Here is a 15,630-nt window from a genome sequence, read left to right as displayed (position 1 = left end):
CCTTCATCCGCCGTCCTCTCTGTTCTGTGGCCTACACCACATCACCTTGGCACATTGCGATGCCGTTAGGGGAGGACGGCAACCACCCCATCTGCCAAGCGACTATTGCGCCGTGTGCGGTCAGGACTTTGACATGCGCGATCTCGGCCAGGTGCTTCACCATGCGGAGCCGGAGCACCAACCGCTCGAGCCTGTGAGTTAATGAGAGAAGCACGCGCCACCATCGCGAACGGCTCAGCATGGGCGAAAGACAAATCCGACAGGAACCGCTTGGCGCAGCTCATTGCCAGAGTGGGTAACGGAAACTCAAAGCGCGCTATGGAAGATACCAACCAGCGATGGCGTACGCTGCGAAGCCCAACATTGAGAGCACATACAAAACCAGGAGCAACGGAACCACGGACGGCTGGCTGTCGAGGGCGGCGTCACCTTTTTCCAGTTCCTCGAGCAGATTGCGATCCCGCCTGGCCTTCCTGACCACCAAACCGTCCGGCCCAATTTGACCGTCGGTCTCTCTCGAAATTCTTTTCGCGATATCGGCTCGGATCACAGGGTCCTCGGGCAGGTTGCCCGGAAACCACTCAGGAAGATTGTCGCCATCGTTCTTGCCCATGGCGCCACAATGTTTTCTGCCTCACTTAAGTTCCAAGTTTCTAATGTAAGAATTTGACCAAGGTTGTCGCCCAGACGATAAACGCAAAACCATGCAGAAGCCCCGCCCATTCAGAGGAGCTGCCGGGAAACGACATGATCGTAGCAGGTCTGTGAGATGCTGCAGGAGCCGAACATTCGCTCTAGCCAAGTTGTTCCGTACGGCAAACAAAAAAAAGCCCGCCGCACCTTTCGGCACGGCGGGAGATCAGTCGTTCACCAGGCACGAGGGGGTGGACGGGGGTGTGTGCCCGGATCGTGTGGAATTCTACGCGCGCCGCCGACGCCGGCGAGAGCGGCCATGATGCAAACCATCGCCGCCGGCAGGTCGACCTTGCGCCAGAAGGCGTTCCAGGACCGCTTCAGGATCATTGCTTGCCTCCGGAAGCGCCGAAATTGGCCATGACCTGGTTGAGCGCCACCAGCGTGCCGGGCACTTTCTTGATCCTCCGCCCGAACGCTTGCTGGCCCTTGTCCATGAGTGGCAGACCCGCCGCTACATAGAGCGCGGGCTTGGTCACCTGTCCAACTTCCTTCTGCGCGACTTACAAGGAATACGCATATGGCGACTGGAACCGTGAAGTGGTTCAACAGCACCAAGGAGTTTGGATTTATCCAGCCCGACAATAGTGGTCAGGACGTTTTCGTCCACATTTCCGCTGTCTAACGCGCGGGCCTCTCGACCCTCGCTGACGGCGGCCAGAAGATCAACTATGAGATCGAGCAGGACCGCCGCACTGGCAAATCCTCCGCTGGCAGCCTCAGCAAAGCTGGCTGATTTTTCTCCTGCCCCCCGGCAAGAGCCGGAAGTACACGGCAAGTCCGGATGTACTGACCGGCCGCTCGACAAGAGCGGGCGAGAATAGGGCTCGGCGCAGCAGATTGCTGCAAGCGGACGCGCTTCTTGTGAAACCAGGATGTTTGCAGTTGAAGGCGGGCTGCCCCCGCATTCTCGTATTCTGCGCAGATGCCGACCGCAGCTGCACGCTCCAGAACGAACTCGATTGCCGAAATCAAGCTGCGCCCTTCTTGCGGGTTCGCTTCGTCGGCGCCGGCGTTTCCGGCTCTTTCGGTTTGCGGCCGAGTCCCATCGTCTTGGCCAATGCCGAGCGCGCGGCAGCATAATTCGGCGCGACCATGGGATAATCCGCCGGCAGGCCCCATTTGGCGCGATATCCATCCGGCGTCAGCCCATAGTGGGTCGACAGATGGCGCTTTAGCGATTTGAATTTCTTCCCGTCTTCAAGGGAGATGATGTAGTCCGGTGTCACCGACTTCCTGATCGGGACTGCAGGCTTAAGGACCCCCGGCTCTTCTGCGGAGACCCTTCCGGCCGTCCCTTTCAGTGCCGCGTGCACTTGAGCGATCAGGGCAGGGAGATCCCCCACCGGGATCGGATTGTTGGAGACATAGGCTGAAACAACATCGGCGGTGAGCTCGATGAGGTTGTCGATGTTATTGTCGGCTTCTTCTGTCATGAAACTCTCCAGGCGGGGTGAAACACAGTCGGCGAAGCGTCGCTTCATAGTGGCGGTCGCCGCTGAAAGCAAATACAGCCCGGCAGGACTATCGCGATGCTCGTCGGCATCGACGTCTATAGCGCAGCATCCCGCCTTCGTGCAGTGTTGATCTGCGCGCTGTTGGCCGGGTCGGAGTTTGGGTCTGAATCCCGATCCCTTCCGCGTGATTTTCGAAGCGTCAAAGATGTTTTGCACCACCCATGAAGCCCAAAGTCGTCCTTCCGCAGCTCACGAAGCCGTGCACATCAAGAATGCGGTGGCTGGGCTTCGGTTCTTGACTTTCGATTTGACCCGCGCCCCGGCCAGCGCGCCCTCGGCAGGCGCTACGAACTCGAATACGGTGGTTGGACCGATGCTAAGCATCGGGGTAATTCAAGCACAAAGCTTTGCCTATTAATCCTGTCGTCACAAACGGCCTTGATGGCCAAGCAGCCCGCGTGAAACCCGATGTGCAGCCGCACGGTCTTGAGCTTTTTGCAATTCATCCGTAACCTGGAGTTGAACCGCCCAGAATGCGCATATCGCCTCGAGCGGGGCGCTTGGGATTATGATCGCGATGTTGTCTTAGCTACGATGTTTCCCCATCCGCTTGGTTAGGCTGTCGAAAAGAAACAATCGCTCTTCGATCACTTACTTCCGGAGCCCAATATCGTGATGAAATATCGAGACGTTAAACCAGGCCTTAAAGAAGAAGTGCCCTGGTCTGACAGCCTGACCACCTACGACCGCCAGCACTTTACGACCTACCTGAGGCTCCTGGATGCAGGTGCCGACGAGGCGAGCTATGAGGAGATGGCGCAGGTCATCCTCGGCATCGATCCGGTGCAAGAGCCGGAGCGCGCCCGGAAAACCGTGCGAAGCCATCTCGATCGGGCGAACTGGATGGTGACGACCGGTTACAAGGAATTGTTCGCCGGATGAGGCTACCGAGCCGAGAACGTTCCAACAATTCCGATTATACGGAATTTTGTCCGTGTTATTGTACAATGAGCAATGACACGAAACAGGATGCGGGGCTTTGGACAGCGTGAACGACATGATCCTTGTGGCCGAAGTCGCCGAAACGGGCAGCTTTACCCGTGCCGGGGGCGGATCGGGATCCCCAAATCCACGGTCAGCCAGCGCATCGCCTAGCTTGAGGCACGTCTGGGACTGCGGCTCCTCAACCGTTCCACCCGGCACATAAGCCTCACCGGCAGCGGCCAAGTCTATCTCGATTACTGCCGCCGCGTTCGCGCAGAGGTCTCGGCCGCGAACATGGCGAGGACCTATCGGAAGGAACAGCCTGTCGGGACGCTGAAGATCACCTGCCCAGATTAACAGCCACCTATTTCATGCCTACCTTCCTACACGGATTTACGACGCAGTTTCCGCGGATCGCGGTCGAGCTGATCGCCACAAACCGGCACCTCGACATCATCCGTGAGCGGGTTGGTTTCGCTTTTCGCGTTGGCAAGGCCACAGGTCAGGACCTGATCGTGCGGCGTGTCTCCTCGATCAAACATGCGGCCCCTCGGCATCCAGGTGATCGCTATTGCGTACCGCACCGGCGAGGCATGGAACGAAACCGCGTATTCGAACCCCGAGTTAGACGCCAAGGTCAACGAGGCCCTCTCGATCGCCGACGCCGACAGCGCAAGGTCGTCTTGAAAGACATTCAGACGATGCTCCGGGACTCGGGCATCCTCATCCAGCCCTACTGGCGCAAACTCTACAACAGCTCGGTCCCGCCGTGAAAACCACGGCATGCATCCGACGATCGAAGCCGACCACGGCAAAGTCTGGCTTGTGCAGACCTGATGTACCCGGGCTTGGGGCGGGCTCGCCCGTTCCGACGCTCGTTAACGGCCAAACGGTCAATTATGAGATAGAACAGGATCGGCGGACCGGCAAATCGTGGCCGGCAACCTGAGCAAGGCTGGCTGAACCAGCCATGCGATTTCGGCAAGCGCATCAAGCAAGCAAGCTTCAGTGCACCAAAATGATCAAGTCTGGTGGCCCACCGGCACGTCGTGTCGGCACGTCGTTGAAGTGTCACCTTCGCTGACCTATATGCGCGCTGCGTCGGATGTTTCCTCCCATTCGTCCGGCGCGTTCCCCTCTGGAGGTTTTAACCTTCATACCTGGCCGGACCTTTGGTCCGGCCTTTTTCTTGCGCGCGAGAAATGGGTAGACTGAGGTGACGACGTCCGGCCGCTGGTTTGACGATCTCGCTGTGCATAAGTCCAATATCGCGTTGCCACTTCACTGGTGAAATGAGAACCATGATGAGAGGCTGTCAAGCCGATGGCTCATCTTCGCCAGCCCGGCGGCTGAAGACTGATCCATGGCCGTTTTCTCGGCCTACCATTCTTGTCGGTGCATTCGAGGGCGATGGCAATTCCCCGCCTGCTTTTGCCGATATTTTCACAAGAGATGTGGAAGAACTGACTATGCTGCAGGGTTGTCGAAGACCATGGGCAGCCCACGTTTCGACGCCATCTCGACCACCAGTTCTTCGATCGCTTGATCGGAAAGGCGGGTCTGCAGTGTCGTACGAATCCATTTGACCAGTGCGTGCACCGGCAAAGGCGCGAGATCCTCGGCATCATCGAGAAGCCGACTGACTTCGATCACAACGTCAGCAGCGATGTCGCTCGGCAAATCTCGCATAAGCCATCTCCGATCGACGTAAATATTGCCGTCTTCCTGACCGTTGTCGAGTCAAGCAGATGAACCTCGGGTTGTTTCCCACGACGGCAGGACTGGACGCTCTGCTGCCGGCTGCACCACCCCGGTCATCGCTGTGATGGCGTGAAGCTCCGCTTCCCCAGTCACTTTGGAAGCCATCGAGGCTACCATCATTTGGACCTCAGTCGCTGCGTAGGATCTTCGCTTCTAACGCCGCTACAACGAAGGCCCGTCTCGCAACCGGCGGCTGAGCTTCACCACGCAGAACCTGAAGACATGCATCCATAGCCAGTTTTCGCTTCTCCGTCTGATGAGGGAAGCTCCGCAGCAGGATCGTCGCTGCCTCGTTCACGTCGAGTATGACGCGCTCACGGTCATGCCGGCCAACTTGCACCACCACGGGCCGGACGAACCTGCTCGACATGCAATTACTCTCTCAGGTTCGACCTCGATAAGGTCTTCGCGTATCATGACGTGGGGTCAAATTATATGTGTATTGGCTAGGCCCGAAGAGAATATGCAGGTGCTCAATCCAAGACAAGTTGCCTGTCCAATTCAGGTCGCTATCTGAAATCCGGATGGGTCCCGGTCTTGATGCGCAAGAAAGCACAGCGGATTTCTGTCGCGTTCGGAAGGTGAAGCGGCGCTTGGTCCCAAGCGCGGGCTTTCCTGAAGCCCGAGCCTTCCTTCCTGGGTGCCAGCCTTGACGCGGCCGCTGCCGCAATGCCGACGCTTCCAGTGGCGCGCGGATGCCGGGAGAGGAAGAGGGCGGGCGGGCCGCGGTGGCGGGTGAAGGTCCGGGAGAGAGTCTCCCGGCGCCCGCCGAGGAGCGACACCCATGACCCAGATGGAAATTCACACGCCCACCCGCAACGAGCGTGCCGGTTACAAGGTCGACGTCAGCCGCGGTCAGCGCATCGGCCGCGTGTCGTCAGAATGGTTCAACCGGCCGGCGGACGAGCGATACCTGTCGCTCACCGACCTTCGGAATTCGGTGAAGGCCCGGTCGGAGCGCAGCAAGACCCGCATCGTCGAGAGTGAGCTGATCCGCGTCGAGGCCAGCCGCGACGATCCGGAGCGCCTGAGGTTAATGCTGCCCGATGCGCCTGCCCCAGTTGCCCCCACGCATTGGAGTTATGGCCAACTCGCCAGCCTGGTAGGTGCACCGGCCACCTATCTGCGCCAGCTTCCGGCCCCGCTCGCGGCGATCAACCTTCAGCACGGTCTCCTCAACCGCCGCGCCGAGCAGGTGAAGACGCTGGAGATCGAGAACGGACGCCTCGAGCTGCGAGCGGTTACAGGTCCGGACTATGGCAGGATTTTCGATGAAGAGCTGATCGCGGCCGTCCAAAAAATCGCCGGCAACGGTACCGCCGACACCCGCTGGAAGATTCCTGGCGTGCTCGACTGGTCAACGGGAATCTACAATCCGAATGTCGACATTTCCAATGCCACGACGACGCTCTATGCGTCCGACCGTGATGTCTTTGTCTTCCTCGTCGACGACCTGAATCCGATCGAAGCCGGCAAGCTGCCCGATGGCTCGCCCGACGTCTTTTTCAGGGGGTTTTATTGCTGGAACTCGGAGGTCGGCGCCCGCACGCTTGGAATCGCCAGCTTCTATCTACGTGCAGTGTGCCAGAATCGTTGCCTCTGGGGCGTGCAGGATTTCCAGGAAATCATTATCCGGCATTCCAAATATGCCGCCTCGCGTTTTGCCCTGGAAGCCGAGCCGGCGTTGATCCAGTTTGCCGATTCCTCGCCCATGTCGTTCGTCAATGGCATCAAGGCTTCGCGGGAGCGTGTCGTCGCTCGGGACGACGAAGATCGCCAGAGCTTCCTGCGCAAGCGCGGCTTCTCCAAGGCGGATACGACGAAGATCATCGATGCCGTGCTGTCGGAGGAAGGGCACCCGCCCGCCTCGATTTTCGACTTCGTGCAGGGCATTACACGGGTGGCGCGCGACAAGCCGCATCAGGATGTTCGCCTGGAGATGGAGGGCAAGGCCAAGAAGCTTCTCGATCTGGCAGCATGATACTTCAATGCTACGCGCGGCGGGAGTAGGTAACGTCACCGGGCTGCTGATGCCGGCAGTTTCGAACATGTGCATCGCTGCGGCGCGCAGCACACGGCCTGCGCTGCAGGTCTGGCAAACACATCTATCAGGTCTAGGTGTGCGCTGCACAAAATCGCAATGCTGCTATGCACAATTAATGCTTCTCGGGAGCGTGGAAGGGAGTAGGTTGTCGGTATCAAGTTTCGTCCGGGTCACCTCCTCCCGACCTTGGCGATCAGGGACGGCATTTATTCCTCCCGAATGCTGTCGTCCAAATCAAGCCCGCCGCACCTCCTCCCGCGGCGGGCTTTTTCGTTGTGCGAGCGGCGGCTTCTGGCAGCCCGATTGCAGGAAACGAACGCGGAGGTCCGTCAGTCGGGGAGGTTGAACCGTTCGATGGTGATGGTACGCTCGACATCCACCGTAATCTCCAGCACTTCGTTCCATGCCTCCTCGCCACCGAGCTCCGAAAGGGCGAGATGAAAGAGCCTGTGCTGGAGATCGGGGCTCATCAGGCCAGGGGGGTGTTGAAGGCGACCAGCCCGACATGCAGCTCCTCGCGGCGATAGAGGCCGCGAAAGTCGGTCGTGTTGTGCGTGACGAGCACTAGCCGTCATCGACCGCGCGCCGGGTCACTAATATGGTCCTTGGCGCCGGCGAGGCCCAGCCAGCGCACATGGCTCGACTCTGGAAAACCCCGTTCGCGCGCCAGTTTCGCAAGCTCTGGGCTCAGGCATTCGTCGATCAGGAATTTCACGAAACGGCCGGCAGATCGTCGAGACGGATTGTGCGTGTCGACTTCGCCGCCGTGCTGCGCCACGCCGGCTTGACCGGCGGACGGCCACGCCGCGGATAGGCGAGCGCATAGTCGGCCGCGAGCCTGATCCGGTCGAGAGTCAGTTGCGGATAGGTGGCACGGATCGTCTCGGGAGTATCGCCATTGGCGAGCATGTCGGCAACGTCATGAACAAGCACGCGTGTTCCCACAAAGGCCGGCTGACCGCTAAGTACCGCTGGATCGCGCGCCACCATGGCCTTGGCTTTCCTCAGCCGGCTGAGGCCGGTCCTTACCCCGGCGGTGATCGGCTTCAGGTCGACCTTAAGCGGATCGTCCGCGACCACGGGCGCAGCATCATCGGCAATGGCGTGCTCGACGATCCGCCGCCGCGCGGCAGGCGTCAGCGCCTCCGCCGTCAGCCAGGCGAGGCGTAGGCCGACGAGACCCGCTCCGATGATGACGCGGCTGCCGCGGCGTGTCTCGACACGGCCGCGTAGCAATCCGGCATCGATGATGCGATGCACCTGCTTGAGCGGCACCTGCGTTGCCGCCGCCGCCTCATTGGCGGTGAGCACTTCGGTACTAAACCCCGGCATGACAATAATCCTTCCACGTTCATGGAAGATATATAGTCACTCTGCCGTCCGCAGTCCAGCGAAGCTTTGCGGCAGGCGGCCGGCGCCGGTGTGAGGCCTGGAGGCAGAGGGGGGAGGGGAGGTTCCTGACGGGCTTGGAGGTTCGGGGAGAGGCCCCGGGCCGCCCGTCATGGAGAACCTGACCATGGCAAAGAACGCCATTCAGAAGATCGCGATGAACGCTGCGGAGAACATTCCCTATGACAAGCTCAGGCTGTCGCAGAAAAATGTCCGGCGCATCAAGGACGGCGTGTCGATCGAGCAGCTGGCCGAGGACATCGGGCGGCGAAAGCTCATCCAGAGCCTGAACGTCCGTCCGATGCTCGACGGCGAGGGCGAGGAGACCGGCACGTTTGAGGTGCCCGCCGGCGGCCTTCGCTATCTCGCGCTCGGCATCCTCATCAAGCAGAAGCGCCTGGCGAAGAACGAGCCGATCCCTTGCATCGTCAACCGCGGCCAGGAGACCTCGGCCGAAGAGGATTCCCTTGCCGAAAACCTGCGGCGCGCCGACCTGCATCCGCTCGACCAGTTTCGGGCCTTCAAGACGCTCAGCGATCAGGGCCTCGATCCGGAGGAGATTGGTGCCCGCTTCTTCGTATCGCCGGCGACCGTGAGGCAGCGCCTGCGGCTGGCATCGGTGGCGCCAAAACTTCTCGATCTCTACGAGAAGGACGAGATCCGGCTTGAGCAGATCATGGCGTTTTCGATCTCGGGCGATCACGCGCGCCAGGAACAGGTATGGGAGCGGATTGCCAGCTCGCACACGCACGAACCCTACTACATCAGGCGCCTGCTGACGGAGACCACGGTCCGGGCCGACGATCGCCGGGCCGTCTATGTCGGCGCTGACGCCTATGAAGCAGCTGGCGGCGTCATCCTGCGCGACTTGTTCGAACAGGATTCCGGCGGCTGGTTCCAGGATGCCGCACTTCTCGAGCAGCTTGTCTTCGACAAGCTGAAGGTGGATGCCGAGGCGATCCGCGCCGAAGGGTGGAAATGGGTCGAGGCAGCGATCAGCTTTCCCTACGGCCACACCTCCGGCATGCGGCGCATCTATGCCGAAGCGCAGGAATTGAGCGCCGAGGAGATCGAGCGCTACGACGCGTTGAAGGCCGAATACGACAAGCTGGATGCCGACTATGCCCGGGCCGAGGACGCCGACGAGGCAATCGAGGCGAAGCTCGACCAGCTGGGCGCCGAGCTCGATGCCATCGATGATCGTCCTCAAAGCTACGATCCCGCCCAGAAGGCCATCGCCGGTGTGTTCGTTACGCTTGCCGCGGACGGCAAGCTCCAGATCGAGTGCGGGTTCGTGCGGTCCGAGGACGAGCCGCGGACCGAAACCGGCGGCGTCGATGAGGGCGAGGAAGGGGGCGCCGACGGCGGAACCCGATCCAATGGCGACGAGAATGGTGATGGTGTTGTCGTCAACGGCAAGCCGGTGAATGACAGCGTTAGTGACGACGGCGAGGACGATGGCATCAAGCCACTGCCCGATCGGCTCGTCTTCGACCTGACCGCGCAGCGGACGCTGGCACTGCGCAACGCGCTCGCCGGTGACGTCGACATCGCCATCGTCGCCGCACTCCATGCCTTCGTCCTGCAGGTCTTCTATCGCTTCGCGCCGGACACGTGCCTGGAGATCAGCCTGAAGAGCGGCAGCTTCAGCCAGGTCGACGGTCTTGCCGACACATCATGGGCCAAGGAGATCGCCGAGCGGCACGAAGCCTGGGACCGCGATTTGCCCGATGAAGCGGAAGGCCTGTGGGACTTCCTTCTCAGCCTCGACGAAGCAAGCCGCAAGGCGCTGTTCGCCCACTGCGTCTCGCTGACCCTCAATGCGGTGGTCGAACCCTGGAACAGGCGACCGAAGGCGCTCGAGCATGCAGACATGCTTGGCCGCTCGCTCCAGTTCGACATGGTCAACGCCGGCTGGACGCCTACGGTCGCGTTCCTCGGGCGGCTCACCAAGGCGCGGATTCTACAGGCTGTCCGTGAAGCTCGTGGCGCAGACTCCGCGCAGCTGATCGACCACATGAAGAAGGACATCATGGCGCGTGAGGCCGCGCGTCTTCTCGAAAGATCGAACTGGTTGCCCGAGCCGCTGCGCGTTGAGGTCGATGAAGTGGCTACCGATGCTGGCGATGCGGTCGCCGGCGACATGTCGGACGAGGCGGCTCTCGACGGCGATGCCACCGAGCTGCCGGCCTTCCTCGCCGACGATGCGGATCCGTCCTCCGATGAGCCGGTGACCATCGACGGCGACGAGGCCAATCACCTCCAGGCCGCTGAATAATAGGCCTCACGCTCAAACCGGGCCCGGCACTCCCGCCGGGCCCATTTTCGTTTTCCGACTGGAGAAATCCGCATGTCAGCACATATCGTGTACGAATCCGCCCCATTAGGGAGCGTCATCCGATACAGCGACGGCGCCGCCAAACCGCCGGCTCGCTTCACCAAAAAGCTCGCGGCCTGGGAGAGCCGCAACGGCGTCGGTCGCCTGGTCAGGAAGGAACCGCCGCGCGAGCGCGCGACCTATAGCTCGCCCGCCCATTTCACCCTGCATGAGGGCGATTTCGAGCAGGGCGGCATCATCGTCGTCTCGGTCAGGCGCACTTGGTCCGTCGAGAGTGACCTGGGTTTCGAGATCGTCGAGCGTCCCACGATCGGCATGGTCCGCGTCCTGCAGGAACTCGGCGACAGCCCGGAGCTGCTCTATCTCGCCAAGGATCGCGAGGCGGCCGAACGCTGGCTCGCCAACAACCAGTATGGTCGGGCCTATCTCGAGGAAGTCTCCGCGGACGAGGTCGGCGCCGACGTTATCGAGGGCCGCACGGCCGCCTGATCCCTTCACCGCATTGAACCCCCCGACGACGGGCCCGGGATCGCGTGAGCGATCGCGGGCCTGTTCATTTCATGGAGATCGACATGTTCGACTGGAACAGAAGCTGCGCCTATGACGACCAGCAGAAGAGACGTTTTCACACGACAGCCCGCTCACGGCTGACGAAACTCGCCACCGAACTTGCCCTGCCGCAGGGAAGCTTTGACCTGCGCTCAAACAAGGCGGGCATAGCCGTTTCCGGTGAAATCACCCTGCACCATGACCGCGCCTACATCCAGGTCGGTCAGTTCGGTTTGTCCTCAGGTCACGGCATCCTGATCCGCACCTGCAAGGGCCGCAAGGACTATACCGGCGGGGCCAATCACTTCGTTGCGCTCGGCATGCTCGACGACATCCCGGCGCTCGCGGCCGCCGTGCGTGCCATCACCGGGGTTGGTCGAGACAGTCCGCGTTCCTCCGAACGACGCGCGGCCTGAACCCTGCAAACCCCATCATCGCCGGTGCACGCGCCGGCCGCAGGGTCGGCCAGTCGACAGCCACAACACCACCAAGCAGTTGCGACGACGGGTTCATGCCGCGCGTGGCCGACCTGCGTTCAGGAGAACGCCATGACCGCACACCCACCCTTCAGGAAGGTGCTCGACGGCGTCGCAACCCCGCGAAGAGATGTTTTCGCTGTTCAACCGGCATCGCGATGATGCCGGGGTCGATCCCCTTTGCGGCTCGATTTACGCTGCGGAATGGTTCGAGATTCTTGAAAGTGAGTATCGCTTCATGCTCGCGCTGCTGCCGCCGCTCTTCCAGCGCACCGGCATGTTCGGGCTGTCCGAGTATAAGGCCGGATATGTGACCAGTGTCTTCTTCTCGATCCGCATCCACGGCCGCGAACGCTGGTTCCATGGCTTCTGCGACCTTTCAGATGAGCGCAGTCCGGATGCTATGCGGGCCGCCATCGCCGCTGTGCGGTCGACAGCATGACGCGCGAGGAAAAGCTCGAGGCGATCTCGAACATGACGCCTGTCGAACTCAGGGGCATTGCCCGCATCCTGATCCCGAGACCGGTGGGCCGAACATCGCGGCAAACGCACGATTCTCATTAACGCCGGAAGGCATGATGCTGTCTTCAAGCTGCTCGATGATCTGTCGGATCTCGAGATGGACGAACTCCTGTCCTCCGCCCGATTAAGCCAGAGTTCAAAGAAGGGAGGCGACGATAGAGGTTATCCCTGAGAGCTGCCGCTCGGAAGCGAAACGTCCTTATTAGCATGGTCCGCCTACTCCGCTGGAATGGGCTCGTCGGATAGGCCATGCGGCGCGATGCCTATCGAGGGAGGCGTTCTATCGGACGCCGACGGTCGAGACGCTCTCGCACATAACGATCGCTTGCACGCAGCCCTATCGCTTTCCAAGATACCGTGACGGCGACCGACATTGCTCGATCAGTGCATCGCCGTCGGCCTGTGCACTTTCACGGTATTTGAGGCCAGCGCTGACGAGGTGCTCGTAGTCCAGCGCGCCACGTATCAGGGTCAGACTTCAACTCGGATGATCCTGGTCACCTGATCAGCGTGGATAATCGCCCACAGCGAGGCCGTGTGGCCGACTGGTTCGACGATATGATCGACCAATCGCCGAACAAAACTTCGGATCAGGACCTGCCGCGCAGGATGTATCCGGCATTGCGTAAGGCGCCGATGAAGAGACTGGCCGGGCCGGCGATACTCGTCCTGGCCTGCATCGGGAGCGGCAGAGTGTTCCAGTCTTCCAAGGGAGCGATAAAGCAGGAGAAAGTGCCATTGACCATCCAATGGCTGATCGCCGAGCCCTGCTTGTCCAGCGCCAGAATGCCTGTCTGGTTGCTTGGATATCGGACGGCGGCGATCCGCTGCATTTCCAAGTCGCCATCGATGCGCAAATCAAAAAGCAGGACGCCGTGGCTTCTGATGGCGATTTCTGCGACTTTTTCCGTGAATCCAAGAGGAAGCGCACGGACGCTTTCGACCGCCATCCCGAAAATAATCGCGTCCAGCTCATCCGCCGCCATGACAAGATTTGCTCCCAAGAAAATCAGGATTGCAATCGATGCAGTCGGTTGTGCACAGTCCTCGGATGCCGACGGCTGTTAGTCCCTTGTGCGTTTTGCCCCGCGGCAACGAATGACGGCGTGGGCGGCGCTCGATGCAGGGAGGGGCTTTACCGAAGCTGGAGCATGCGAGCCTCGTCAGCATGTCGAAATTTGTCAGCTGCCGGTGGATCGAGCGAAGTGGCCCCTGTGGATGGCAGGCATGGATAGGCTCCGAAGGTCGCGTCGAATGAAACCTCGGCTCGCAATAGACGGTTTGCGTCCCGGTGATCGAGCCAGTCCCCGAGATCAGGGAAACCTCGCTTGCTCGTCGCTGGCCTTCTCCGATAAAGCTCGGCAAGAGCGATAAGATGCCTTAGGCGCAGAATACTCGCTGACGCGAAACAGCGACTTGGCTGGCAAGTCGTCCTCACATCAAGGAAGGGACTATGAAGCGCCAGATCCGGCCATTTATCGTGGAAGTCAAACAGAAGCGCGGCAAGCAAAAGCCAAGCCATTCGATCTGGGGTGGTCTCGACCTGTCCAAAATTGTCACCGAGATGACGCAGCTGTCTGATGGTGCTCAGTTGCCAGGTTCTGAGCTCATTGACTCCAGTATAAGACCCATCGATGCTGAAGACGGTGACAATCCACAAGCGGAGCATATCATGGCCGATTCTCGGGAAGCTCAAACTGTTCAGACAACAGTGGCACCAGCCAAAGTGGAAGCCCCTGAAGCGAAGAAGAAAGTTCCGCGAGCAAGGAAAGCGAAGGCAGAGCTCGCCAAGCCGACCCGCAAGAACGGGGCGAGACCAAGGCCCCACGCGGCTGAACCTGCGGTGGCAGTGCGGACCGCCCGGAAGACCTATTCTGAGAAGGAACGCGCCCAGAAGCTTGCCCAGTCGAGAAGTCGATCGCTGGGGGTGCGACCAGCAAGAGTGCGGTCGGCCAAGCCGGCATATCCGAGCAGACCTACTATCAGTGGAAGAGGGCTGTGGCGCCTTCTTCAGATAGCGGCGATCTCCGTGATCTTGTCGCGCTCGAAGAAGAAAACAAGCGCCTTAAGAACCTGCTTGCTGACCGTCTGAGCAAGGAAAATGCCGAGCTCAAGAAGAAGCTGGGCCTTGCGTAAGACATACTGGGCCCTCGTTCGATTCCGCCGACGCTCAGAGCGGTAGCGGCGGCATATCGGCTTCGCCGACCCGCCACACCCAGGAGCCGATCTCCGGACGCGCGGCGATCATTTCGTCGAGCGACGCCTCGAACGTTTCGTCCGCACCGGCGGGGACGACAAAGAGCGCGATCGGCTGCTGCCTGTTCTGGAGCAAAGCGTTGGCGATCGGCTGGTCGGTTTGCAGGTCGTAGCGCAATCCCTTCACGCTCTTCTCGCGAAGGCGGGCAAGCGCGTTGACGAGCCTCTTCTCCGGAACCGTCTCGTAAGGAATCCAGTTCTCGGACACCACCATCAACGCGACCTCCTCGACAATGGCGAGTCCGGCCGGGTTCAGTCCGAAGGTCGCGATCGCCATGAGATGTGAAGTCGAATCCGCTCCCCACAGCGACAATTCTTTCTCGAAACGTACCTGCAAGCGGCGGTGCAATGCATCGTCGATGATAAAGGGAAAACCGGGCAAATGTCTGATGACAAGTTTCTGACCGGAGCGGGCGGGCACGATCTCCTTCACCTCGCCGACCAGGACGAGCAACTTTCGGGGACCGGATTTCGGCGGGAGCGCCGTGCCTAGAACCGCGTTGCGACGCTGTTCGATGGCTTCCTTGTTCTCGGCGCGAAACGGCTCGGGCACAAACAGGATATCCGCGAGCGGTCCGCCCCTCACCGTCATTTGCCCAGCAGCCTCGAGCAGATGCCAGCGGACATTCCACCAATGTCGCTTGCCGGCCCACCTCGATGTCCAGACCGTCAATTCGGCCTCGTGCCAGAGATAATGAAGGAGGCTACGCAGCGACATCCTTCTGGGATCAGCGGTTACCTTGGCGGAATTTTCCCCCGCAGGCACCGATGCCGCGCGGCTCCCCGTCTTCGACAGGCTGAAGTCCAATTTGAGGGCCGCCAAGCCGTTTTGCGGATCAAGCTGTATCGCGCTGCCCATCAAGGCGCCCAGGCCGGACAGTTCGTAAGGCGATTCATATGAGTCACAGGATGGATCATGCCCGCCGCCGCTCAGCGGCATGCGCTTGATCAGATGAAGATCGCCTATGCGGGCGATGTACATCGGGCAGCCCGGCTCGCGGCATAGGCATAGCGGACGCTCGGTGCGGGCATAGGCGCTCGCAAGCGCCGCCTGCAGATCAGGCGCTGCCTCCTCGTAGACCGCACTGCCAATTCTGAACTGTCGCATCACCTCCGCAGCTCCAGGTCGCCGCCGCATCCCTGTGCGCGCATTCAAGTCAT

Annotated in this window: 17 protein-coding genes and 3 pseudogenes; 10 read left to right on the top strand and 10 right to left on the bottom strand. The window is 60.7% G+C overall.

The annotated features are described in order from the left end of the window. Positions 1-316: 316 nt before the first annotated feature. The 3 genes from NKI54_RS31875 to NKI54_RS31865 all read right to left on the bottom strand — a co-directional run bounded on the left by NKI54_RS31875 (position 317) and on the right by NKI54_RS31865 (position 1,172). Positions 317-613, bottom strand: coding sequence for a hypothetical protein (locus NKI54_RS31875; RefSeq protein ID WP_352643736.1), 297 nt, complete (start codon positions 611-613; stop codon positions 317-319). Between the two features lie 254 nt (positions 614-867). Beyond that, positions 868-1,023, bottom strand: a complete 156-nt coding sequence (locus NKI54_RS31870) for a hypothetical protein (protein ID WP_352693620.1) — start codon at positions 1,021-1,023, stop codon at positions 868-870. Then, entirely contained in the window at positions 1,020-1,172 is a 153-nt protein-coding gene (locus NKI54_RS31865) for a hypothetical protein (RefSeq protein ID WP_352643734.1), read from the bottom strand. The genes NKI54_RS31870 and NKI54_RS31865 overlap by 4 nt, the downstream gene beginning before the upstream one ends. 41 nt (positions 1,173-1,213) lie before the next feature. On the opposite strand from NKI54_RS31865, the pseudogene NKI54_RS31860 reads away from it, so the two are divergent. Beyond that, positions 1,214-1,429 (top strand): annotated as a pseudogene (locus NKI54_RS31860) (cold-shock protein). A 235-nt stretch (positions 1,430-1,664) separates the two neighbouring features. Here the strand turns inward: NKI54_RS31860 and NKI54_RS31855 are convergent. Further along, positions 1,665-2,129 carry a Ros/MucR family transcriptional regulator gene (locus NKI54_RS31855; RefSeq protein ID WP_352643738.1) on the bottom strand — a complete coding sequence of 155 codons (465 nt, stop codon included), beginning with the start codon at positions 2,127-2,129 and terminating at the stop codon, positions 1,665-1,667. A 696-nt stretch (positions 2,130-2,825) separates the two neighbouring features. Between NKI54_RS31855 and NKI54_RS31850 the strand changes: the two genes are divergently transcribed. The 3 genes and pseudogenes from NKI54_RS31850 to NKI54_RS36600 form a co-directional block, all read left to right on the top strand. Beyond that, the gene (locus tag NKI54_RS31850) at positions 2,826-3,092 is read left to right on the top strand and encodes a DNA -binding domain-containing protein (RefSeq protein ID WP_031257000.1); all 267 of its coding nucleotides are present in this window, start codon (positions 2,826-2,828) and stop codon (positions 3,090-3,092) included. A 579-nt stretch (positions 3,093-3,671) separates the two neighbouring features. Continuing rightward, a pseudogene (locus tag NKI54_RS31845) lies at positions 3,672-3,971 on the top strand (ABC transporter substrate-binding protein); the annotation flags it as partial. A 34-nt stretch (positions 3,972-4,005) separates the two neighbouring features. Further along, positions 4,006-4,097, top strand: a pseudogene (locus NKI54_RS36600) (cold-shock protein); the annotation flags it as partial. Positions 4,098-4,601: 504 nt separating this feature from the next. Here the strand turns inward: NKI54_RS36600 and NKI54_RS31840 are convergent. Then, on the bottom strand, positions 4,602-4,823 hold the full coding sequence (locus tag NKI54_RS31840) for a hypothetical protein (protein ID WP_352693618.1): 222 nt from the start codon (positions 4,821-4,823) through the stop codon (positions 4,602-4,604). A 199-nt stretch (positions 4,824-5,022) separates the two neighbouring features. Further along, a complete protein-coding gene (locus NKI54_RS31835; protein ID WP_023803716.1) occupies positions 5,023-5,265 on the bottom strand; it encodes a DUF982 domain-containing protein in 243 nt (80 codons plus the stop codon). 414 nt (positions 5,266-5,679) lie between these two features. Between NKI54_RS31835 and NKI54_RS31830 the strand changes: the two genes are divergently transcribed. Continuing rightward, positions 5,680-6,876 carry a DUF932 domain-containing protein gene (locus NKI54_RS31830; RefSeq protein WP_352693616.1) on the top strand — a complete coding sequence of 399 codons (1,197 nt, stop codon included), beginning with the start codon at positions 5,680-5,682 and terminating at the stop codon, positions 6,874-6,876. 392 nt (positions 6,877-7,268) lie between these two features. On the opposite strand, the gene NKI54_RS31825 is transcribed toward NKI54_RS31830, so the two are convergent. Together NKI54_RS31825 and NKI54_RS31815 are read right to left on the bottom strand one after the other, a co-directional pair. Continuing rightward, the gene (locus tag NKI54_RS31825; RefSeq protein ID WP_352693614.1) at positions 7,269-7,409 is read right to left on the bottom strand and encodes a hypothetical protein; all 141 of its coding nucleotides are present in this window, start codon (positions 7,407-7,409) and stop codon (positions 7,269-7,271) included. A 241-nt stretch (positions 7,410-7,650) separates the two neighbouring features. Continuing rightward, positions 7,651-8,271 (bottom strand): DUF433 domain-containing protein, encoded by a 621-nt coding sequence (locus NKI54_RS31815; RefSeq protein WP_352693610.1) that lies wholly within the window; start codon positions 8,269-8,271, stop codon positions 7,651-7,653. A gap of 184 nt (positions 8,272-8,455) precedes the next feature. On the opposite strand from NKI54_RS31815, the gene NKI54_RS31810 reads away from it, so the two are divergent. From NKI54_RS31810 to NKI54_RS31795, 4 genes are all read left to right on the top strand, one after another. Further along, a complete protein-coding gene (locus tag NKI54_RS31810) occupies positions 8,456-10,606 on the top strand; it encodes a ParB/RepB/Spo0J family partition protein (RefSeq protein WP_352693608.1) in 2,151 nt (716 codons plus the stop codon). Positions 10,607-10,678: 72 nt separating this feature from the next. Continuing rightward, the gene (locus NKI54_RS31805; RefSeq protein ID WP_352693606.1) at positions 10,679-11,155 is read left to right on the top strand and encodes a UCP036055 family protein; all 477 of its coding nucleotides are present in this window, start codon (positions 10,679-10,681) and stop codon (positions 11,153-11,155) included. Positions 11,156-11,238: 83 nt separating this feature from the next. After that, positions 11,239-11,631, top strand: coding sequence for a hypothetical protein (locus NKI54_RS31800; protein ID WP_352693604.1), 393 nt, complete (start codon positions 11,239-11,241; stop codon positions 11,629-11,631). A 190-nt stretch (positions 11,632-11,821) separates the two neighbouring features. Beyond that, the gene (locus NKI54_RS31795) at positions 11,822-12,133 is read left to right on the top strand and encodes a DUF1419 domain-containing protein (RefSeq protein WP_352643725.1); all 312 of its coding nucleotides are present in this window, start codon (positions 11,822-11,824) and stop codon (positions 12,131-12,133) included. Positions 12,134-12,803: 670 nt separating this feature from the next. Here the strand turns inward: NKI54_RS31795 and NKI54_RS31790 are convergent. Next, positions 12,804-13,199: a hypothetical protein gene (locus tag NKI54_RS31790; RefSeq protein WP_352643724.1), complete on the bottom strand. Its 396-nt coding sequence runs from the start codon at positions 13,197-13,199 to the stop codon at positions 12,804-12,806. Between the two features lie 931 nt (positions 13,200-14,130). Between NKI54_RS31790 and NKI54_RS31785 the strand changes: the two genes are divergently transcribed. After that, the gene (locus tag NKI54_RS31785) at positions 14,131-14,349 is read left to right on the top strand and encodes a transposase (protein WP_352693622.1); all 219 of its coding nucleotides are present in this window, start codon (positions 14,131-14,133) and stop codon (positions 14,347-14,349) included. Between the two features lie 34 nt (positions 14,350-14,383). On the opposite strand, the gene NKI54_RS31780 is transcribed toward NKI54_RS31785, so the two are convergent. Beyond that, a complete protein-coding gene (locus NKI54_RS31780; protein WP_352693602.1) occupies positions 14,384-15,577 on the bottom strand; it encodes a DUF1173 domain-containing protein in 1,194 nt (397 codons plus the stop codon). Positions 15,578-15,630: the final 53 nt, after the last annotated feature.

The sequence above is a fragment of the Mesorhizobium sp. M0663 genome, assembly GCF_040320585.1.
GTDB lineage: Bacteria > Pseudomonadota > Alphaproteobacteria > Rhizobiales > Rhizobiaceae > Mesorhizobium.
The sequence above is the reverse complement of the archived record's forward strand: the minus strand, read 5'-3'. Positions and strand labels throughout refer to the sequence as shown.